The organism is Lactococcus sp. FSL W8-0209, assembly GCF_038006585.1.
In the GTDB taxonomy this organism is placed as follows: domain Bacteria; phylum Bacillota; class Bacilli; order Lactobacillales; family Streptococcaceae; genus Lactococcus; species Lactococcus lactis.
The window spans coordinates 1-21,505 of record NZ_JBBOVN010000003.1 but is presented as its reverse complement, the minus strand read 5'-3'; the positions used below and the strand labels follow the sequence as shown (position 1 = coordinate 21,505).

The window sequence follows — 21,505 nt, the reverse complement described above, 5'->3', positions numbered from 1 at the left end:
TCCAAATATCTTAGGCTGTTATTCCCATTAATACCTTGATTTCAGTAGACACCGAAAAGCCGAAGAGCGTTCCATTTCTTCGGTTCTTTTTATATATTCCTCGAAGGGTCTCCATGCCCTTAATCGTGGAAGAGGCTGTACGGAGACTTTGATAAAATTTATTCCGTCGTTTAATAGGTCGATGGTCTTGTTCTATTAAATTGTTAAGATACTTCACAGTTCGGTGCCCTGTCTTAGTATATAAACCCACACTCTGTAACTTTCTAAAGGCGGAGCCAAGAGAAGGTGCTTTATCGGTCACAATTGCTTTCGGTTCACCAAACTGTTTATGGAGTCGTTTTAAGAAAGCATAGGCTGCTTGTGTGTCCCGTTTTTTACGTAACCAAATATCCAAGGTTAAACCATCTGCATCGATGGCTCGATACAAATAATGCCATTTTCCTTTAATTTTGATGTACGTTTCATCCATTTTCCATGAATAAAAGGATTTTTTATCTTTCTTTTTCCAAATTTGATAGAGTAGTTTGCCATATTCTTGCACTCAACGATAAATCGCCGTATGAGAAACGTTAATGCCACAATCATATAAGATTTCTTGAACATCACGATAACTCAAATTATAGCGAAGATAATACCCAACAGAGATAATAATCACGTCTTTTTGGAATTGTTTGCCCTTAAAATGATTCATCTGTTGTCCTCGCACTCTTTTTTATTACATTTTACAATAAATCAGTTGTTATGGGGAACTTTGCAACAGAACCCTTTAGTGGGCCGCCTTACACGTGATCCTGAACTTAGATATACACCCCAAAATCAAGCAGTAACTACTTTTTCCCTAGCTGTAAACCGTCAATTTAAAAATGCAAACGGAGATCGTGAGGCTGATTTAATTAATTGTGTCATCTGGCGTCAACAAGCCGAAAACTTAGCCAACTGGGCTAAAAAAGGCGCTTTGATTGGCATTACTGGCCGTATTCAAACACGTAACTACGAAAACCAACAAGGACAACGTGTATATGTGACTGAAGTTGTGGCAGACAGTTTCCAAATGCTCGAAAGTCGTCAGGAAAGAGGAAATGTACCCACTCCACCACCTTCAGCAACCCAAAATAATCAAAAACAAAGTTCCCCTGCAGATAGCCATGATCCATTTGCGAACTCAGAACCAATGAACATTCAAGATGATGATCTACCATTCTAAAATAAAAGGCATGTACAAGTTTTTATAGCTTGTACATGCCTTTTTTGTTATAATGATATCAGAGAAAGTTTATAGCGGTTGGCTGAGTAAAGAAAGAGGGGTGATGCCATGTTAATGGGTTACACCCTATCAAACTAGAAAGGCTATATTTTTTGAGCGTTTACAATGCAATCTCACTCATGCTTCTTTTTGGCATGTTTGTACTTGCACTGATTACTCTTGTAATAACAATAGTAAAAAGCATAAAAAAATAGACCCGCTAAACTTTTGACGAAGTAAGGTCTATTTTAAAGATTTTAACGAAGTCAACCGTCTTAAACGGTCTCTATGGAGCTTGTTAGTAGCAAGCTCTTTTTTCTTTACCTTTATTTTATCAAAAGTTATCAAAACTTGTCAAATTTTATCAATTATTATCAAATAAAGCTTGGGGCGGATAGTTCCCTAAAAATCAATATATCGGCGGCTTTTAGCCCTTTTTTATTACTCATAATGTGTGAATGGCTCAACCATAGGATTTTCGCTTGAAACAACTTTTCGAAAAAGACTAAATTTTCTGATATACATCAAATTGTGTACTGAGAGAAATTAGGAATATAATTTATCCATTAAGATTTTAATTTTATCGCTGCTTTTTGGGGAAACCTCAATATTTCCCCCTTTTACATGATTTAAGAATTTTCTTGCTAAGATTACTTTATCTAATCTCTCATTTTTTATGTAATCAGAATTCTTAATTACATTTATACTATTATCTTCAAGTATAATATTTTTAAAATCCTCCACACTAATTAGGTCTACTGTAGATTCTCCTGAGACATCACTTACATAATGAACTAATGCTGATGGATTATCACGTAAAACTTTATTTCCTGCTCTTTTCCCAGCTGTATCGTTATCAAAGAGATACTTAACATTCAGCTCCCAGGCTTCCAAAATTCTTCCAAAAAATTCTAATTTTGCTGCCCCATTACCGTTTATAAAATTTATGTCTTTATCAATATCACTCAACAGCTGAAAAGCTTGTAAGTATAAAACTTCCTCCATCCCTTCACAGATAATATTATTTTTAAATCTATCGGATATTGAGTCACCAAGTCCAAGTCCTATAGCTGTTAATATGGGAGTTAAAGTTTCTTTGTCTTCTATCTTTGCCCAGGGTTTACTCACAATAGTAGTTGAGCCTTCAATTTTTTCTACTAACCTTATATTATTAAGCCTATTTTCTTCTATTAAGTATGGAGAGTGTGTAGAAAAAACTAACACATTACTAGAAAACTGTCTCTCTAAGACTTTTAGTAAATCTTTTTGAGCTTTTGCATGCAAGTATAATCCTGGTTCATCAATCAAAATAACATTGGGCGTAGTTTCTTGCATTTTTGCCACTACTTTTATATAAAAACTGAGATACCACTGTTGACCTTTTGATCTTTGAGATGGTTTGAATAATTTGTGATTTTCTTCAATCCAAAAGTTTATTTTATCACCATCTTTTCGCACAACTAATTTAATGTCATCTTGTGTCCAGTAATCTTCAAAAACTTTAGAGAAATTAGTATTCACCTGATTTTCGTGATTTGCCTGTATTTGCGAATCATCAGATATTATTTCATCGATTCTAAAGTCACTAACCTCCTCTAAATCTTGAATCACAGGGTTTGTTTTTATGGTATCTATAGATACACTATCTGGGAATACATCATCAAAACTATCAAATTTAACAAAATAAGGCATATTACGCTTGATTAAAGTTTTTAAAAATTTATTCTCACTAAATTCTGTATTACGAAACTCTTCAATATGTTTTAAAATCATAGAAAAGGTATTAATACTAGGTTCATTCAAACTATATGTATTACCGTATATATTTGCATTAGTTGGATTTTCGAGCCATTTTGGGATATCATATTCATAGTCCGCAAAGGTTAAACCTTGATTTAAAATATGTTCTTTTGTTGCATCCTTTAAGTCAGATTCATTGATAATTTTTATAATATTATTTTCAAGTGCTTTTATTTCTTCAGTTTCTATTTTTTTAGTCTTTTCAGGAAGTTTAATGCCATCCTCAATAGTATATCCTGACATATCTTTTTTAATAGTGATTAATTCACTGTTTGAAATCGACATATTTTTTGAATAAATCTCCCCAAGTTCCTGCTCAATTTCTTCTTTTGAAACCTCAAAAGTTATGAAGAGCTCACTTTCTTTTTTTGTTCCAATTGGAGAAGTAGATTTGGATAATACTTTTTCTTCATCAAATAGTTCTAATGCTTCTAATATTGTTGATTTTCCACTTTCATTTTTTCCAGCTAAAACTGTATAACCGGGTTCAAAATAACACTCACCACTATCAATGATCGACTTAAAATTAACAATTCTAAATTTTTTTGGTTTCATACCTTATTCCTTTTTTTCAACATTATTAATAAACTTACTTCTCATTATACCAAAGTATATAATACTTTAGATTAATAATTTTAGTGAGTAGATATATTTAAACTTTTAAATCTTCTTTTCTGAGTCGCAATACTTATACCCGTTTTTCGTTCGATCATTTTATATGTCATTCCCTGCTTCTTCAGCTCCAAAGCAAAAGCAATTTGTTCTTCAGTAAACTTTTGAGGACGTCCTTCTTTAAATGATGGATCATTGTCCCTGGCATACTTTTTTCCTTCGCTGGTACGATTGATAATCATATCTCGTTCGAATTGAGCAAAGGCACTAAAAATAGTAAATATAAGCTGACCTGTTGGAGTGTTATCAATAATCCCCATATTTAGGATATGCACTTTTATATCATTCTGAAATAAATGCTGAATGATTTCTAACGCTTCTCGAGTATTTCTTGCAAATCGGTCCAACTTTGTCACAATAAGCATATCGTCTTTTTTTAAGTGATTAAGTAATTTTTGAAATTCTGGCCTCTCCGTTGTTGTTCCAGTAAATTTTTCTTGATAAATTTTTTCTGCTCCTGCAGCTTTTAAATTTTCAATTTGACTTTCTAATTTTTGATCTGTTGTACTCACTCGAGCGTATCCAAATTTCATAATTCTCCCTTCACTTATAACCCTTAGTTATGAGCTGCTAAAATGTCTTTATTTAGAGTATACACAAAAAGAGCTCAAAACTGTTAAGTTTTGACCTATTTTTGGCATGCAGAGAATTATAATTGACTAAAATAGACATTGTTTCAGAAGTAATATCTTTCCTACTCTTTCAAGAATAAGGGCTCACAAGCTAGTAATCATATCTTGAATAGCTTTCTAGGTTCTGTTGCAAAGTTCCCCATAACACCTGATTTATTGTAAAATGTAATAAAAAAGAATGCGAGGACAACAGGTGAATCATTTTAAGGGCAAACAATTCAAAAAAGACGTGATTATTATCTCTGTTGGGTATTATCTTCGCTATAATTTGAGTTATCGTGATGTTCAAGAGATGTTATATGATCGTGGCATTATCTCTATCGTGCAATTGATGCGGACGGCTTAACCTTAGATATCTGGTTACGAAAGAAACGGGATACGCAAGCAGCCTATGCTTTCTTAAAACGACTCCATAAACAGTTTGGTGAGCCGAAAGCAATTGTGACCGATAAAGCACCTTCTCTTGGCTCCGCCTTTAGAAGGTTACAGAGTGTGGGTTTATATACTAAGACAGAGCACCGAACTGTGAAGTATCTTAACAATTTAATAGAACAAGACCATCGATCTATTAAACGACGGAATAAATTTTATCAAAGTCTCCGTACAGCCTCTTCCACGATTAAGGGCATGGAGACCCTTCGAGGAATATATAAAAAGAACCGAAGAAATGGAACGCTCTTAGGCTTTTCGGTGTCTACTGAAATCAAGGTATTAATGGGAATACCAGCCTAAGATATTTGGAGTTCAGAGAGAGCGCGTTTGATTTTCAAACTTCGCAACAGAACCAAATAGGGTTAATCTCATCAAGAAAAGGAGTTAGAAACAGTTGCGAAAATATATGATCTACCTCAGCAGTTTATTGGTCACATTTATCCTGAGTTATGCGACGATTACTTGGCTGATTATGCCCGTTCTCACTCGCTATCAAAGCCTGGCTAGGTTGATTAACCACTTTGACTATACCGCATTAACTTTAATACTCTTATTAACGCTGATTATCTGGTTGTTTGGTATCCAGTATCACCTCAAACATTTTTCAGTTATTTATCTCTATCTTGCTTTCAGTGTGTATTTATTACTGTTATTCATGGTTCTTTTTACTAAAACAACGGATTTTCAGGCGATATCACTGAATCCTTTTGACTTTATAAAAGCGGATACCAGAACGATTCAAGAGGCAGTGCTAAATATTATCTACTTCATTCCTTTAGGTGGCCTTTACTGTATCAATACTGATTTCAAACAGTTTGTCATTGTCAGTTTGGTCACACTTTTAGGAATTGAAACCATTCAATTTATCTTTTATTTGGGCACATTTGCCATTAGTGATATTATCTTGAATTTTTTGGGTTGTTTGATAGGGTATTATTGTTGTTGGGAGATTAAAAGGCGGTTGAGTTGAGCTAACCCAAAAGTAGCATAAAAATAGACAGGAGGTGTATCTCGAATGGTATCGAGATATATCTCCTGTCGGTTCTGTTAAAATTTGTCCAAGATATTGACCCAAATACAGATTGACGTTAAGTCTAGTTTTTAGAGTAACAAACGTATGGACTATTATCAAATAATTAGACATAAAAAAGAAAAGCGTTAATAATTGTTTTTATTTTTTAGAAATTAGAGAAATATCTTTTAAATTTTATGTTCACTAAAAGTGATAATAACAATTGACATACAACTGTACACATATCAGTATGAGGTCATGCATAACTTATATTAACTTTCCGAAAAACCAAACTATTATGGAAAGTTATTTCACTATATATCTATAGATACCATTTCTTCTTTTTGTTATAATATTTAAAGAGAAAGTTTATAGCGGTTGGCTAAGTATAGAAAGAGGGGTGATGCCTATGAGTATAGGTATTTCCCTATCAAACTAGAAAGGCAAAAATTTTTGAGTGTCTCAGACAGCTTAACCTTGATGATTGCATTTGCAAGTTTCATTGTTATGTTGCTCAATCTCATTATTGTGATTGTAAAGAGCATAAAAAAATAGAACCGCTAACTGTAGTGACCCCCAAAATATAGACTTTTCAAATCTATATTTCGGAGGTCTTTTCTTATGGTCAAATATTCCATAGAATTAAAACAACGCGTTATTCAAGATTATTTATCTGGCAAGGGAGGCTCTACCTATCTTGCTAAACTGCACAATGTAGGTTCATCTAGTCAGGTTAGACGCTGGATTCGCAATTATCGAGCAGAGGGACTTCCTACAGCTCACGCCAAAGTCAATAAAAATTATTCTATGGAGTTGAAAGAAAATGCGGTACAATGTTATTTAACAACTGATTTAACGTATGAAGCTGTGGCAAGAAAATTCGAAATTACTAATTTTACCTTACTTGCAAGCTGGGTTAATCATTTCAAAATTTATGGAGAAGTCCCAATAAGCAAAAAGAGAGGACGGCGTAAAAAACTAGAAAGCATTGCATCGTCTATGACTCAGAACCCAAATGATTCTCAACGAATTAAAGAACTTGAACAAGAATTACGTTATGCGCAAATTGAGGTAGCTTATTTAAAAGGACTTCGGAGATTGGAGAAAAATGCTCTAATGAACAAAAATCAAGACTCATCTACAGTCTCCGTAAAACCTTCAAACTCAAAGAAATCTTGAAAGTTACAGGATTCCCTAAAGCCACTTATTATTATTGGGTCAACTGTTTTGAACGGGTAAACAAAGATGAGCTTATCGAAAAAGAAATGATTAAAATACGTCAAGAACATGCCAATGCAGGTTACCGTCCAATGAGTGAATTACTTAAGCAACGTGGCTATCACGTCAACCACAAGAAGGTCCAGCGCTTAATGAAGAAGCTAGGGCTTCGTGTAACGTCTTATTGGCACAAATCACGTAAATATAATTCTTATAAAGGAAAAGTAGGGATGGTAGCTAAAAACAAATTGCACAGACGATTCAGAACTTCCATTCCTCATCAAAAAATCACAACAGATACGACTGAATTCAAATATTATCAAGAAGGGATTCAGAAAAAATGTTATCTCAATCCTTACATTGATTTATTTAATAGCGAGGTGATCAGCTATCATATCTCTAAACACCCCTCTTATCAATCAATTGAGACTGCTCTAAATAAAGCCGTAGCTGTGACATCTGATTGTCCTTATCGACGTACTTTCCACTCAGATCAAGGATGGGGATACCAAATGAGAGACTATGTTTCTAAATTAAGATCTCATCGAATTTTTCAGTCTATGAGCCGTAAAGGAAACTGTCATGATAATTCAGTCATGGAGAATTTCTTTGGGCTACTTAAACAAGAAATTTATTATGGACATATCTTCTCGTCTTTCGAAGAACTTGAGCAGGTTATTGTAAGCTGGATTAGGTACTATAATACAAAACGAATCAAACAAAAATTGAACTGGATGAGTCCAATTCAATTTCGCTTGAATTACCAAAACAATTAAAAAAATCCAAGTATTTCTACTTGGATAAAAAGTCTAACTTTTGGGGTGCACATCAAACTTTTGACCGAGTGCGATTCTATTTTTAGATAAGTTACTTGTCAACCGTCTTAAACGGTCTCTATGGAGCTTGTTACTAGCAAGCTCTTTTTTCTTTAACTCTATTATAACACATAGTATCACATATACAAGTTATTTTTAGCTTATAAGTATAATTGCACTTTCTTTTTAACTTGTATATTAAAAAGAACTACGATAATAAATATATACAGGATGGTTCTGTTGCAAAGTTTTAAATAAAGAATAAAATCCCTTACGGTATCTATGATTTAAGCTGGGATTCCCAATAATACCTTGATTTCAGTACAGACCGAAAACCCGAAGAGAGTGCCTTCTTTTCGGGTTTTCTTATATAATCCTCGGATGGCTTCCATGCCCTTAATCGTGGGTGAGGCAGTGCGTAAACTTCGATAGAATTTATTGCGTCTCTTTACTGGACGATGGTCTTGTTCAATCAAATTATTCAGGTATTTAATGGTACGATGTTCTGTCCCTTGATAAAAGCCGTTTTGATAGAGTAGTTTGCCATATTCTTGCACCCAACAATAAATCGTAGTATGACAAACATTTATTCCACGATCATATAACAAATCCTGAACTTCACGATAGCTTAGATTGTAACGCAAATAATAACCCACAGCTACAATTATCACATCTTTTTGGAATTATGTTATTAGAATGATTGCAGCGCTTTTTGGACAAGGATATTAAGTAAAAAAATGTATTTATAAAATTCTAAAAAAAGTTGTATTTTCAAATTATTTCGAGTATACTGTTGTTATTAAATATAAAGGAGATTTTATAAATGGAAAATCAATTGTGACCGATAAAGCACCTTCTCTTGGCTCCGCCTTTAGAAAGTTACAGAGTGTGGGTTTATATACTAAGACAGAGCACCGAACTGTGAAGTATCTTAACAATTTAATAGAACAAGACCATCGACCTATTAAACGACGGAATAAATTTTATCAAAGTCTCCGTACAGCCTCTTCCACGATTAAGGGCATGGAGACCCTTCGAGGAATATATAAAAAGAACCGAAGAAATGGAACGCTCTTCGAATTTTCGGTGTCTACTGAAATCAAGGTATTAATGGGAATACCAGCCTAAGATATTCTGAGTTCAGAGAGGGCTCGTTTGATTTTCAAACTTCGCAACAGAACCCAAGGAGACAATGAAATGAAACCAAAAATATTATTTGTAGTAGAATCTATGGGTGGGGGGGTGTTTACTTACATTTACAGTTTGGCAAATAGATTAAGCAATAACTATGAAATCTTTATTATATATAATACTAGAGAGGAAACACCTGCCAATTATAAAGAGTATTTTAATAAAAATATTAATTTGATTCAATTGAATAGTTTCACTCGAAAGCTGAATTTATTTAATGACTTACGATCACTAATAAAAATAAAAAAAATAGAACATTGTATTAAACCAGATATTATACACTTGCATTCATCAAAAGCAGGAGCACTTGGAAGGCTGGCTTTTTTCAACTACAAGGTGCCGGTCTTTTACACACCACATGGCTACAGTTTTCTAATAAGTAATATTAGTCCCTTAAAAAGAAAAATATACTACTTTATTGAGTATGTACTGTCTAAAATGGGGGCCACAACGATTGCCTGTAGTAGAGGTGAGTATGATATATCGTTAAAGTTTTCTAAAAATTCTCTCGCAATAGATAATGGAATAGATATTAATGACATTCATACAATGCCAATAGATAATCAGAATAAAACTAGGAAAATATACACTTTAGGACGAATTACAAATCAGAAAGATCCTAAAACTTTTAATGATATAGCTTTGAAGCTACCGGATTCAGAATTTTATTGGATTGGCAGTGGGGAGCTTAAGCATGAACTAACAGCACCTAATATTAAAATAATTAATTGGTTACCCAAGAATGATGCGTTAGAGATAGCAAATAAAGCGGATATATTTTTATTAACATCTAAGTGGGAAGGCTTATCTATTTCATTGCTGGAATCGATGTATATGAAAAAACTATGCGTAGTGTCAAACATCCCAGAAAATAAATGTGTAATCACTAATGGATTCAATGGATATACATGTAGTACTATAGAAGAATATGTAAAAGCCATTAATACATCCAATAGTAATTATGATAGATGCACTTTGCAGGCACATGATGATGTCATTAACAACTATACACTTGAGTATGCTGCTCGGCTTTACAGTGCCTGTTATCAAGCATCTATGTTAACTAGTTAGTATGTTTTAGAAAGGAAAAATAAAATGTTTAAATACTTGGCAGTGATTGTTACTTATAATAGAGCTGAAAAATTAAAAAGAGAAGTAAACAGTTTACTTCTACAAACAGTAAAACCTTCAAAAATCATAGTTGTTGATAATGATTCATCGGATAATACGCATGATTATATGACCGCATTGGCACGTGATAATTCTAAGATAGTATATAAAAAAATGAATAAAAATTGCGGTGGAGCTGGTGGCTTTTATGAAGGGATAGCGTTAGCAAAGAGGTTTAATGTAGATTGGATAGCGTTAGCTGATGATGATGTTATTTATGATAAAGAATTCTTTAAAAATATAGCTCTAGCCTCTCAAAAGAATAATGATGTCTTTTGTTTCACAGGATCTGTGAGATATCCAACTGGTGAGATTCAGTTAGATCATAGAAGACAAACAAGAGAAAAAATATTTATTCATCAAAATAATATACCAATTGAATGTTATCAACAGAATTTTTACTTGCAAGCATTCTCATTTGTTGGTGTTGTTATTAACAAACATATTGTAGATAAAGTTGGATTGCCAGAAAGGGAATACTTTATTTGGTGTGACGATACTGAATATTCTCTACGTGTCAATAAATATACGCCAATACTTAATATCTCTGCAGCTATTGTATATCATGATACCAAAAAAGATTCTAACAATAAGTATCAGGGGTATATTCCTAATTGGAAATACTATTACGGACTGAGAAACAGTATTTTAATGAACAAAAAGCATTCTAAGCATCCTAGTATTTACAAATTCTTTTTATTTTTCTTGGAAATCAAAAAGATTGTGACTCCCTTAGTGAAATATAGATATTATCACCCATATATTTTTAAAACAATGATTATGTATCATAAAGCATTTCATGATGGGAAAAATAGTATTTCTGGCATTAATAGTCAATTCTTACCAAAGAAATGATGTGATTATGAGATGATAATTTATAAAAACGCAATTAATTTTATGGAATATTTGTTATCAATTATTATTGTTATAGAATTTGCCAGTGTATATTCACATTTTGATTCATATGTAAGCAATATACTAAATGTGTTCACTATAATGATATTGTTGCTATTAATAGTGACTTCCTTTCTCTACTTAACAGCTGATCATAAAATTTCTGCTAAACTTCTATTGATAATAGTATCGTATTATATTTTTTTTGTTTTTCCATTTATTTTTATGAATAATAGAATGTATCCTATCGGAAGTTTGTTTGTTCTACAATTATTTTTACTTCCATTAATGTTATTCTATTTTGAAATGTGTTTCTTAATTAACAATCCATGGTCTTTACTAGATAAAATTTGTAAAATTATTTATATAGTTGCAATTATTAGTATGTTTTTTTGGCTTTTATGTTCAGTGTTTAAGGTGATTAGTCCTACTGGAACTGTTACAACTGACTGGGGGCCCAAGAGACAGATACCTTCATACTATGGTGTTTATTTTGAAACACAGCCTATTAATTTCGGATCCATCGATACTGTTAGAAACTCAGGAATTTACACAGAAAGTCCCATGTTTGCTTTTACTTTATCACTTTGCTATGGTTTTAGGGTTTTTATACAAAAAAAAAGTGCAAGAAGTAATATTCTTTTAATTTTATCCATGATTTCTACTATGACAAGTACATCTGTAATAATATTGCTGGGATCAGCATTGGTTGTCTTTTTAGAGAATACTAAATTTAATAAAAAAATACAATTTTTAATAGGACCTTTGATATTAATAATAGTTATCTACTTGTTATGGTTAATAGCTTTGCAAAAAATCACTACGGGAGAATCGTTCAGTGTTAGGATGGACGATGTGCATGCTGCTTTTCTAGATTGGTTACAGAATCCACTTTTTGGAAATGGCATAGGTAATTTTGAAAGTTTAATAAATAAAATGAGCTCAGCAAGAACAGCGCTTCAAAGCCACCTTTATATTGGTTTTAGCAGTGGGTTTATGCAAATTTTAGCATTAGGGGGAATCTTTTTAGAATTGATATACACCATTCCTATATTTGCTTTTGGCATAGCAAATCACTCCAAATATGGATTTTATGGTTTTGTTTTTTCCGGTATGATTTTAATTTTGTTTTTTAATTTGATAATAAGTTTTGAATGGCTCTTTTTGATATTACTACCAATGCTATTTTCTTTTAGTATTTTTCATTTGGGCAAGCCAATAATAGATGATCAGGAGACTAATTATGGAATATAGAATGAAACCAAAAGAGTTATCTAAATTCATTAGATTTAGTGGCATAGTTATATCACTTTTAACTTTATTCGGAATACTAGTAACTTTTGGAATGAATGAGTACGTTTTTAAACCTAGATATAGTTCTTCCGTACAATTATTAGCTCAGCAAAGTAATGAGAATTCTGACAACTCGTTAAATAATTACCAAGCAAATATCCAAGCAATTATTACTTATAAAGATTTAGTCAAAAGTGAAGATGTACTAGGACTGGTTTTGAAAAATTATAAAGTGGAGTCTGGAGAATCTTTGTCATTAAAACGGTTAACTCAAGAAGTATCCATAACAAATAATGAAAATTCTACTGTTTTTTCAGTAAATGTAGTAGATGATATTTCACATAGGGCTTCTGATTTAGCAAATTTAGTTGCCAAATCTTTACAATATAGAGTTAGGAAGTTAACTAACAACAATATTGTTATCGTGACTCATGCTTCAAATAAAGATACCCCTATTTATCCTAACAAGAAATTAAATATATTTATTGGCGCTATACTGGGGGCTTTAATTGGGTCGTTTGTTTCATTACTCTATTATTTGCTTAAGCCTCGAAAAATACCCAGGAGGAGAAATAATGAGTAAAATATTGTTGAATTTTATATCCGGAATTAAGGGAGGTGGAGTTGAACAGTATTTACAGAATAATACTCCCGCAATAAAACGTGCAGGTATTACTTCCTATGTTGTTTATCAACATACACCAGATGCGCAATCATTAGATGCTTTGGAGCATAGTGGTTGTATATGCATCAGAATTCCTGAAAAAAAAAGTCATCCTTTAAAAAATGTTATTGAAAGTATAAAAATTATTAAGGCATTACATCCTGACATAGTTGAGTGCCATGAAGATCTCGCTAATGTTTTTCCTCTAATAGCATCTAGGATAGCTGGATCAAAAATACGCATCGCACATATTCACAGTAATGGTAGCGATTTTAAAGCTCCTAGAATAATTATTAAGTATATGAAGAAAGCTATATGTTTGTTGTCAACAGATTACATTGCTTGTAGTATAAATGCTGGCCGATATATTTTTGCAAATAGAAAATTTGAGGTTATTCCAAATGGAATAGAAGTTGGAAGATTCAAATTTTCAATTGCTGAAAGAAATTTATTGAGAACAAAATATAACCTTGAAGGAAACCTTTTGATGGGAAGTATAGGGCGTCTTACTCTTGTCAAAAATCATCTTAGAATGTTTGAAATTTTAAAGGAAGCAAAACTTATAAATGAACATGTTAAGTTGGTAATTATTGGCAATGGTGAATTAGAAAGAACATTAAAAGAACAAATAAGCACAATGGGATTAGAAGATGATGTTTTGTTTTTAGGCTTTTTACGAAATGTTCACTATTTTTATTCCATGATTGATATACTACTTATCCCATCTTTTTATGAAGGTGGACCTATTACGTCAATTGAAGCCCAGGCAAGTGGGCTTCCAGTTTTGATGAGTACTACGGTAAATCAAGATTTGAAGATTTTGCCGACTACTAAGACAGAATCATTAAATTTACCAGCTGCTGAATGGTGTAAAATTGCTTTACATTTATGTCAGATGAAAAATAATAGAAGTTATGCAAATGTTGTCATGAAAAGAACAGAATATAATTTAGACAACTCCATACCAAAGCTTATTTCATATTACTTGGATTTATTAGAAAGGGGTTAACGGTTTTTATGTCAGAAAAAGTGTCCGTTGTGTTATCGACATATAATGGGGAAAAATATATAATTGATCAATTATCTTCCCTACTGAATCAAAGTTATAAGCCGGATGAAGTTATTATTCAAGATGATTGTTCAACAGATAATACAGCTATGTTAGCTAATTATTTTATTGAGGAACACCATTTAAATAATTGGAAAATTTTGATCAATTCAAAAAATCTTGGATGGAAAATAAGCTTTTGGAAAGCTTTGCATAAGGCACACAATGAAATTATATTTTTATGTGATCAAGATGATATATGGATGCCAAATAAGATCTGTGAAATGCGTACAGCATTGTTATTTGATTTAAAAATTGAATTGTTAGCCTGTGATTATACTCCCTTTTCCAATAAGAAGCTATCTGATATTAGCAGTTCAGAATTTTATGATATAGATGTAGAAAAAATTGATATGAAACATTTTCTCAAGGTTAATAGACCCGGCTGTAGTTTTGCCATTAGGAAATCCCTATTGCACAAAGCAGATTCTTTTTGGACTAGTCTGCAACCTCATGATTTTACACTATGGAATACTGGGCTCTTGTACAATTCAGCTTATTATTATCATAAAAGTTTAATGAATTGGAGAGTTCATAAAGATAGTGCTGATTATTCTTTAACTAGTAGGATGGATATTATTTTATTTCACCCTATAAAATTTTCTAATGAGATATATGATGAAAAATTGGAATATTTACAATTCAACTTAGAATTTATGGAGAAGACTATTGGGATAATCCCAAGACAGTCTAATTGCTACGGGTACTATGATTTTTTCTCTAATCGTTTAGATTATTTGACAACATCAGATTATCATAAACTTTGGAGGTCATATAAAAAGTCTAAGTCTAAATATACTTTAAAGGTAGTATTAACCGATGCTTTTTTAGTTGGGATTAATAAGTACATTCGATAGTTGATTAGATTTGCATCTACGATTCATCAAATTTTTTGTATGCTTGAAAACTAGTCAAAAATATTTAATGTGGTTAATTATAGTGATTTTAGTGTTGGAGCAACGGTTTCTCTGAAAATCAAAAGATAGTGTTCGGTGTTTTAGTTATCGAATGATTTTTGATTGGCTGTAAGGGTATAAATTTCACTGAAGAAAAGTGATTAAATAAACTTGTTGTTTATCTTGACTAGAAATAAACATATCGGGTTGCTAATTAGCAAAAAAGTAACGTAGAGTGACATTCAATAACCAAGGGTTTGAAGAAAATTACAATAGCCACTAACTCATTCCAAATCTTAAATTGTTATCAAACTTTTTTGGAAAAACACAAGCACTTGACGGTCAATCATTTAATGATTGATCTGTTAGAATTGGGTAAGGCCACAGCTTTGCAACTGTAAAATTCAATTGTGGTTCTAAAGCGATAATATTTTGGACTTTAATTTGGAACAGTGCTTTAGTAGGATGGTCTTAGGAATAATCTGACACTCACTTTCAATTGGTTTTGGCCGACTTGATTGTAGCACAGGACGATATGTCCTTTTGTTGTGTCGAATTTACAATTGAACTGCAACAAATGATCAAAAAGAAGACCCACAGCCTGAGTCCTTGTAAAATATAGTCACCACAACATACTTACAAGGAGGACTCAGACTATGAGCCTATATCATCATCTTACCTTAAATGCCTACTAGTTGGGCTCACTTTAAAACAGTCTTACCAAGCCATTGCCCAACGGGTTCTGTTGCAAAGTTTTAAATCTACTATCAAATAAGGTAGAATAATAGAAAAAGATAGCAGGAGGAATGACGATGAATCATTTTAAAGGAAAGCAATTTCAGCAGGATGTGATTATTGTAGCCGTGGGCTACTATCTTCGTTATAACCTTAGCTATCGTGAAGTTCAAGAAATCTTATATGATCGTGGCATTAACGTTTCTCATACGACGATTTATCGTTGGGTGCAAGAATATGGCAAACGACTCTATCAAATTTGGAAGAAGAAAAATAAAAAATCCTTTTATTCATGGAAAATGGATGAAACGTACATCAAAATTAAAGGAAAATGGCATTATTTGTATCGAGCCATCGATGCAGATGGTTTAACCTTGGATATTTGGTTACGTAAAAAACGGGACACACAAGCAGCCTATGCTTTCTTAAAATGACTCCATAAACAGTTTGGTGAGCCCAAAGCAATTGTGACCGATAAAGCACCTTCTCTTGGCTCCGCCTTTAGGAAGTTACAGAGTGTGGGTTTATATACTAAGACAGAGCATCGAACTGTGAAGTATCTGAACAATTTAATAGAACAAGATCATAGGCCAATTAAGCGACGGAATAAATTTTATCGAAGTCTCCGGACAGCCTCTTCCACGATTAAGGGCATGGAGACCATTCGAGGAATATATAAAAAGAACCGAAAAAATGGAACGCTCTTCGGCTTTTTAGTGTCTACTGAAATCAAGGTATTAATGGGAATAGTAGCCTAAGATATTTGGAGTTCAGAAAGGGTGCGTTTGATTTTCAAACTTCGCAACAGAACCCCCTCATAAAACCTCTCTATATTTAGCAGCAGGGTTTCCTGTGATTGTTTGGAAAGAGGCTGTTTTGGCTGAATTCGTTTTGGAAAACAATTTAGGATTCGCTGTTAACAGCTTATTAGATTTGCCTGAAAAAGATTGCGGAAATTTCAGAGGAAGATTATAATAAGATGATAACTAATGTTCGAAAAATGGGAAATAAAATTCGCTCAGCTACTTTTTGAGTGAGGCCTTAAAAAAAGCTGAAAACATTCTTGAGGAGAATAAATAATGAAATATAATACTAATAACTATGACTATTTAATTGTTGGAGCAGGACCTTACGGTGCAATTTTTGCTCATGAAGCAGCTAAGCGTGGTAAACGTAGCTTGATTATTGAGCGACGTGCACATGTTGGTGGAAACATGTACACTCATAAAGAACATGGTATCAATGTCCATGACTTTGGAGCACACATTTTCCATACAGACAATAAAGAAGTTTGGGATTATGTTAATCAATTTACAGAGTTCAATGGCTATATTAACCAAGTAGTAGCTAATTATAAAGGTGAACTCTATAATCTTCCATTCAATATGAATACTTTTTATCAAATGTGGGGAGTGAAAACTCCAGAAGAAGCAGCGGCAAAAATTGAGGAGCAAAAAGTTGCTGCAGGTCGTTCAGGTATTCCAAAAAACCTTGAAGAACAAGCGATTTCTTTAATTGGTACTGATATTTATACAAAATTGATTAAAGGATATACAGAAAAACAATGGGGGCGTAAAGCAACAGAACTTCCAAGTTTTATTATCCGTCGTTTGCCAGTTCGTTATACTTTTGATAATAACTATTTCAACCATCGATATCAAGGAGTTCCAGTAGATGGATACACAGCAATTTTTGATAAGATGCTGGATTCTGATTTGATTGATGTTCAAGTAAATACTGATTTTTTCTCAAATAAAGAGGATTATTTAGCGGAATTCCCTAAAATTGTTTATACAGGAATGATTGACCAATATTTCGACTATGAATTTGGAGAATTAGAGTATCGCTCAGTTCGTTTTGAATCAGAAACTTTTGAAACGGATAACAAGCAAGGAAATGCCGTTATTAATTATACAGATGCTGAAACTCCGTTCACTCGAGTGATGGAATGGCGTCATTTTGACAAAAAAGGCGATGATAATAAAACAATCATCACTAAAGAATATCCTCAAGATTGGGATCCTACAAAAGAAGCCTATTATCCTGTCAATGACACTAAAAACTCAGAACTTTTTAAGAAATATCGTAAATTAGCAGATTGTGAAAAAACAGTGATTTTCGGTGGCCGTTTGGGAAATTATCAATATTATGATATGGACCAAGTCTTTAATGCAGCTTTAAAGGCTGTGGATAAGGAATTTAAAGATTGAAAGTATTAAAAAACTATCTTTTGAACAGCTCTTACCAGCTTTTAATTGTGATTATTCCAATGGTTCTGTTGCGAAGTTTAAAAAATCAGATTCTTGAGTTGAATTCTTCACTTCTTTTAAGCAGAGATACCCTTAATAGCTTGATTTCAGTAGACACCGAAAAGCCGAAGAGCGTTCCATTTCTTCGGTTCTTTTTATATATTCCTCGAATGGTCTCCATGTTCTTAATCGTGGAAGAGGCTGTACTGGAGCTATACTATAAAAGTGGACAGAAAATTGTGTGTTATAATCTGTCTATTAAGACACAAAAATGAAAGGACTTTTATGTCAGGTTTTAAACGTTACGACGAGGATTTCAAACAATCGCTCGTTAATCTCTATCAAACTGGTAAAACACAAACTGAACTCTGTAAAGATTATGGGGTATCTTCTTCTGCACTTGCAAAATGGATTAAGCAGTACTCTCAAGTGCGTCTTGAAGATAATACGGTGTTGACTGCTAAACAGATTCAAGAATTACAAAAAAGGAATGCCCAACTAGAGGAAGAAAATCTGATCTTAAAAAAAGCGAGTGCCATATTCATGCAAAACTCCAAGTAAGATTGAAAGCCATCTATAGACTCCGATTTGAACACACGACAGTTATGCTCTGTCGTGTTTTACATGTCAATCGTTCCACCTACTATAACTTCATAAACAAGAGGCCTTCGAAGCGTGAAGTAGAAAATCAACGCTTGAGAAAATTACTCCTTGAGATTTATATGAAAGCCAAGAAAAGAATTGGAACGAGAGCTTTTAAAATCATTCTTCTGCGTGATTATGGCGTTAATATTTCTGAAGGCCGTATCTTAAGACTTCTCAAGTCTATGACACTCCCTAAAATGTCAACCATCAAACCTCGTTTTAAATCAAATAAATCTCCTGTATTTTCTTCTGATAATCTGCTTAAACAAGAATTTAACCCGAACTCCCCAAATCAAGTTTGGACAACAGATTTCACTTATATCTCTATAGGACCTAAGCGACATGTTTATCTCTGTGCTATTCTTGACCTCTACTCAAGGAAATGTATTGCGTGGAAAGTAAGTGATAGGATTGATGCCAAACTCGCCTGTGATACCTTAGAAATAGCTATAAATAAGAGGAAACCTAAGGAACCAATTATTTTTCATTCGGATCAAGGAAGCCAATTTAAATCAGCTTCCTTTAGAAAGTTATTAGATGAGCATCAATTGCTTGCTTCTTACTCCAAGCCTGGATATCCTTATGATAATGCCGTCACTGAGGTCTTTTTCAAGTATCTTAAACAACGAGAAATTAATCGCAGAACTTATCACTCCATTCAAGAAGTTCAACTCTCTTGCTTTGAATACATCGAACAATTTTATAACAATTATAATCCTCATTCCGCCAACAATGGTTTAACTGTAAATCAGAAAGAAGAAAATTATTTTAAGAAAATATAGCTCATTTTGTGTCTAAATATTTGACATTAGTCCAACATTCAATATTATCAAAAATCAGAACAACGTTTAGAAGCCTATCAAAAAAATCAAAGTCCAAAACATAAAGCACGTGATGATGACTTTGAAATTTAGTCCGTTGAAAAATCTGATGAGTAAACAATAAAAAAGTCGGATCTGAAATTTTTGGGCTTTAAAATTTCAGACCGGACTTTTTTATTTGAGTTTTGAAAAAACTCTATTTAATGCTTGAATAGTCCTATAAGCTCATATTTTGCCTTTTAAGGCCTTTTAAAAGCTTTCTGATGGCGTTTATTCATTGAGTTGACTCCTCTCTAACATAAAACTATAATTGTAATTATAGTTGTAACTAAAACTATAACTATAACTTTAGTTAAAGTAATCTTTATTCTTCTTGAAATGCTCTATTAAGGCTTCTCTTATAACAGCCTTTGCTCCGCCTTGAAGTTTACCTTTCTTCTTTCCTGCTATTTTAATTGCTTCTTTGAGTGCTTGTTCCATTGCTACTGAATAAATCACTTGTTCATATTCAGCTTGTTGTTTCTCAATTTCTTTTTCGTACTCTTCCCATTTTTTGTTTTTTGAACTTTCTTGTAAAAAACTTTTTGGTTGAGTTAGTCGGTTCTGTTTATGTGGAAGATGATTATATTAGACTTGTCTCTTTGAATGATGATATAGATTTTGAAGGCAATCGACTATTTCCTGATATTCTTCTTCCAAGAGATGAAATTACTCGAATCATTGGAAAAGTTATTGAAGCCTTTACTCCAATTGAAAAAGTATAAAAAAATGAAAAACATTATTGATTTTCACTTTTTTTATTAAAATAGTACCCTGAATCATGTTGCTTTAGAATTGATTTTCGCTAGAGCTTCAAGTTTAATTCTTTCAAGACGAGCTAAACCATTTTGACTGGTTTCATTCTCATAATTAGAATTAGACCAAACAGAATCATCCATATTTAGGTTCTCTTTATTTGTTTCGTTTGAGTTTAATCTTTGTTTGAGCGCTTGATTATTCCAGTATTCAGCAAACATATTTTTCATTGACCCAAATAAATAATTTTCGTAATTGGTTATTTTATTTTCTTTAGTTCTAATGGCATTAAAATAGCGTCTTAGAGTGTTAAGAATTTTTTCTTGTAATGCTTCTTCTTCGAGGACAAAGAAAACTCCAAGTTCCTCATTTTCTTTGCATACAGCATTTTTAGCATTAAGAATAATACCAACCATCTTTCTAAGTTGTTGAGGCGAGTTACACCACATTTGAAGTAACTTAATGGCTTCTTCACTAAGAAATAGTTCATGTGTCCCTTCTTTGAGGAAAGATTTTGAGTTTTTCACTAAATCTTGATTTTGGGCTTTAAGTTGAGCTTCTGAAAAATTAGAAGAAGAAAAATCAAGTTCTTGAGTATCTTTAATATTATCTAAATAGGTATCTAAAAAGTTATTATATAGATTTAGTGCAGAATTTGCACTTCCGCTTGTGACAAGGGTTTGCGGCAGTTCTTCAACGGAACTATGCGGAGGTGCAAATTCTGCACTTCCGCTTGTAGCAAGGGTTTGAGCGAAGTTATGCGGAGGTGCAGAATTTGCACCTCCGCTTGTGGCAAGGCTTTGTGGTACTTTTTTGTCATATTCTCCACGTAAATAGACATCTGTGGCACTAACTTCAAGTTCCGCTAGGTATAGTCGATTGGGCTCGTTTTTTCCAGTTTTCGGATTAAATCCCATTTTTTTCTGTAGCAAAAGATTTGCATTCTCAAGCTCCTTTTTGATATTAATCACAGTACGAAGAGAAACATCTAGTAAGTCAGCAAGCTCTTGGTTAGTAAAAATGAAATAAACATTGCCATTTTCATCGATCCACTCGTTCTTGAGAGAATACTCTTCACGATCCATAAGAACCATATAAGCAGCTTTAGCGCTAAGGGATAACTTTTTTTTGTATTTTTGACTGTAGTAAAGAACCTTAGGAAATTGGAAAAAAAGTTCTTTGTATCGATTGTCAGCTTTTCTAAAATTAAAAGAAGTCAA

At 32.8% G+C, this 21,505-nt stretch carries 18 protein-coding genes and 5 pseudogenes; 17 read left to right on the top strand and 6 right to left on the bottom strand.

What is annotated here, in order from left to right; all coding sequences use genetic code 11:
• Positions 1–10: 10 nt before the first annotated feature.
• A pseudogene (locus MKX45_RS12050) lies at positions 11–691 on the bottom strand (IS6 family transposase).
• A gap of 60 nt (positions 692–751) precedes the next feature.
• Between MKX45_RS12050 and ssb the strand changes: the two are divergent.
• Both ssb and MKX45_RS12040 read left to right on the top strand, forming a co-directional pair.
• Positions 752–1,204 (top strand): single-stranded DNA-binding protein, encoded by a 453-nt coding sequence (gene ssb / locus MKX45_RS12045; RefSeq protein WP_340817372.1) that lies wholly within the window; start codon positions 752–754, stop codon positions 1,202–1,204.
• Positions 1,205–1,356: 152 nt separating this feature from the next.
• A complete protein-coding gene (locus tag MKX45_RS12040) occupies positions 1,357–1,458 on the top strand; it encodes a putative holin-like toxin (RefSeq protein WP_080613287.1) in 102 nt (33 codons plus the stop codon).
• A gap of 331 nt (positions 1,459–1,789) precedes the next feature.
• On the opposite strand, the gene MKX45_RS12035 is transcribed toward MKX45_RS12040, so the two are convergent.
• A complete protein-coding gene (locus MKX45_RS12035) occupies positions 1,790–3,598 on the bottom strand; it encodes an AAA family ATPase (RefSeq protein ID WP_017865312.1) in 1,809 nt (602 codons plus the stop codon).
• A gap of 80 nt (positions 3,599–3,678) precedes the next feature.
• Positions 3,679–4,248, bottom strand: a complete 570-nt coding sequence (locus MKX45_RS12030; RefSeq protein WP_017865313.1) for a recombinase family protein — start codon at positions 4,246–4,248, stop codon at positions 3,679–3,681.
• 292 nt (positions 4,249–4,540) lie between these two features.
• On the opposite strand from MKX45_RS12030, the pseudogene MKX45_RS12025 reads away from it, so the two are divergent.
• The 4 genes and pseudogenes from MKX45_RS12025 (at position 4,541) to MKX45_RS12015 (ending at position 7,785) form a co-directional block, all read left to right on the top strand.
• Positions 4,541–5,079, top strand: a pseudogene (locus MKX45_RS12025) (IS6 family transposase).
• A gap of 94 nt (positions 5,080–5,173) precedes the next feature.
• Entirely contained in the window at positions 5,174–5,749 is a 576-nt protein-coding gene (locus MKX45_RS12020) for a VanZ family protein (protein WP_014017398.1), read from the top strand.
• A 420-nt stretch (positions 5,750–6,169) separates the two neighbouring features.
• Entirely contained in the window at positions 6,170–6,346 is a 177-nt protein-coding gene (locus MKX45_RS12565; protein WP_080613289.1) for a putative holin-like toxin, read from the top strand.
• A gap of 66 nt (positions 6,347–6,412) precedes the next feature.
• Positions 6,413–7,785 (top strand): IS3 family transposase gene (locus MKX45_RS12015; protein ID WP_340817370.1). Its coding sequence is split into 2 segments (ribosomal slippage): positions 6,413–6,872 and positions 6,872–7,785, totalling 1,374 coding nucleotides; the frame shifts between segments, so codons are not numbered across the junction.
• Between the two features lie 326 nt (positions 7,786–8,111).
• Here MKX45_RS12015 and MKX45_RS12010 read toward each other — a convergent pair.
• A complete protein-coding gene (locus MKX45_RS12010; RefSeq protein ID WP_340817368.1) occupies positions 8,112–8,495 on the bottom strand; it encodes a transposase in 384 nt (127 codons plus the stop codon).
• Positions 8,496–8,652: 157 nt separating this feature from the next.
• On the opposite strand from MKX45_RS12010, the pseudogene MKX45_RS12005 reads away from it, so the two are divergent.
• The 10 genes and pseudogenes from MKX45_RS12005 to MKX45_RS11960 all read left to right on the top strand — a co-directional run.
• Positions 8,653–8,952, top strand: a pseudogene (locus tag MKX45_RS12005) (DDE-type integrase/transposase/recombinase); the annotation flags it as partial.
• A 69-nt stretch (positions 8,953–9,021) separates the two neighbouring features.
• Positions 9,022–10,086, top strand: a complete 1,065-nt coding sequence (locus MKX45_RS12000) for a glycosyltransferase (RefSeq protein WP_340817366.1) — start codon at positions 9,022–9,024, stop codon at positions 10,084–10,086.
• A 24-nt stretch (positions 10,087–10,110) separates the two neighbouring features.
• On the top strand, positions 10,111–11,040 hold the full coding sequence (locus MKX45_RS11995; protein ID WP_340817364.1) for a glycosyltransferase: 930 nt from the start codon (positions 10,111–10,113) through the stop codon (positions 11,038–11,040).
• Between the two features lie 276 nt (positions 11,041–11,316).
• Positions 11,317–12,333 (top strand): hypothetical protein, encoded by a 1,017-nt coding sequence (locus tag MKX45_RS11990; protein ID WP_340817362.1) that lies wholly within the window; start codon positions 11,317–11,319, stop codon positions 12,331–12,333.
• Complete coding sequence (locus MKX45_RS11985) at positions 12,323–12,955, top strand: YveK family protein (RefSeq protein ID WP_340817359.1); 633 nt, start codon at positions 12,323–12,325, stop codon at positions 12,953–12,955. The genes MKX45_RS11990 and MKX45_RS11985 overlap by 11 nt, the downstream gene beginning before the upstream one ends.
• Complete coding sequence (locus MKX45_RS11980; protein WP_340817357.1) at positions 12,948–14,045, top strand: glycosyltransferase; 1,098 nt, start codon at positions 12,948–12,950, stop codon at positions 14,043–14,045. The genes MKX45_RS11985 and MKX45_RS11980 overlap by 8 nt, the downstream gene beginning before the upstream one ends.
• An 8-nt stretch (positions 14,046–14,053) precedes the next feature.
• Positions 14,054–15,001 (top strand): glycosyltransferase, encoded by a 948-nt coding sequence (locus MKX45_RS11975; RefSeq protein ID WP_340817355.1) that lies wholly within the window; start codon positions 14,054–14,056, stop codon positions 14,999–15,001.
• An 851-nt stretch (positions 15,002–15,852) separates the two neighbouring features.
• A pseudogene (locus MKX45_RS11970) lies at positions 15,853–16,533 on the top strand (IS6 family transposase).
• A 321-nt stretch (positions 16,534–16,854) separates the two neighbouring features.
• Positions 16,855–17,985, top strand: coding sequence for a UDP-galactopyranose mutase (gene glf, locus MKX45_RS11965; protein ID WP_270337527.1), 1,131 nt, complete (start codon positions 16,855–16,857; stop codon positions 17,983–17,985).
• 324 nt (positions 17,986–18,309) lie between these two features.
• A pseudogene (locus tag MKX45_RS11960) lies at positions 18,310–19,467 on the top strand (IS3-like element IS-LL6 family transposase).
• Positions 19,468–19,838: 371 nt separating this feature from the next.
• On the opposite strand, the gene MKX45_RS11955 reads toward MKX45_RS11960, so the two are convergent.
• Positions 19,839–19,970 carry a hypothetical protein gene (locus MKX45_RS11955; RefSeq protein WP_340817351.1) on the bottom strand — a complete coding sequence of 44 codons (132 nt, stop codon included), beginning with the start codon at positions 19,968–19,970 and terminating at the stop codon, positions 19,839–19,841.
• A gap of 104 nt (positions 19,971–20,074) precedes the next feature.
• Here MKX45_RS11955 and MKX45_RS11950 point away from each other — a divergent pair, with 104 nt between their 5' ends.
• Positions 20,075–20,254 carry a hypothetical protein gene (locus MKX45_RS11950; protein WP_124174881.1) on the top strand — a complete coding sequence of 60 codons (180 nt, stop codon included), beginning with the start codon at positions 20,075–20,077 and terminating at the stop codon, positions 20,252–20,254.
• A 54-nt stretch (positions 20,255–20,308) separates the two neighbouring features.
• Here the strand turns inward: MKX45_RS11950 and MKX45_RS11945 are convergent, their stop codons facing one another.
• The gene (locus tag MKX45_RS11945) at positions 20,309–21,505 is read right to left on the bottom strand and encodes a replication initiator protein A (protein ID WP_340817349.1); all 1,197 of its coding nucleotides are present in this window, start codon (positions 21,503–21,505) and stop codon (positions 20,309–20,311) included.

What these genes read in the sequence shown, in the direction of transcription:
- MKX45_RS12035 (WP_017865312.1), bottom strand. Translation starts at nt 3,598, where the DNA reads ATGAAACCAAAAAAATTTAGAATTGTTAATTTTAAGTCGATCATTGAT.
- MKX45_RS12030 (WP_017865313.1), bottom strand. Translation starts at nt 4,248, where the DNA reads ATGAAATTTGGATACGCTCGAGTGAGTACAACAGATCAAAAATTAGAA.
- MKX45_RS12000 (WP_340817366.1), top strand. Translation starts at nt 9,022, where the DNA reads ATGAAACCAAAAATATTATTTGTAGTAGAATCTATGGGTGGGGGGGTG.
- MKX45_RS11995 (WP_340817364.1), top strand. Translation starts at nt 10,111, where the DNA reads ATGTTTAAATACTTGGCAGTGATTGTTACTTATAATAGAGCTGAAAAA.
- MKX45_RS11990 (WP_340817362.1), top strand. Translation starts at nt 11,317, where the DNA reads ATGTATCCTATCGGAAGTTTGTTTGTTCTACAATTATTTTTACTTCCA.
- MKX45_RS11985 (WP_340817359.1), top strand. Translation starts at nt 12,323, where the DNA reads ATGGAATATAGAATGAAACCAAAAGAGTTATCTAAATTCATTAGATTT.
- MKX45_RS11980 (WP_340817357.1), top strand. Translation starts at nt 12,948, where the DNA reads ATGAGTAAAATATTGTTGAATTTTATATCCGGAATTAAGGGAGGTGGA.
- MKX45_RS11975 (WP_340817355.1), top strand. Translation starts at nt 14,054, where the DNA reads ATGTCAGAAAAAGTGTCCGTTGTGTTATCGACATATAATGGGGAAAAA.
- glf (WP_270337527.1), top strand. Translation starts at nt 16,855, where the DNA reads ATGAAATATAATACTAATAACTATGACTATTTAATTGTTGGAGCAGGA.
- MKX45_RS11955 (WP_340817351.1), bottom strand. Translation starts at nt 19,970, where the DNA reads ATGGAACAAGCACTCAAAGAAGCAATTAAAATAGCAGGAAAGAAGAAA.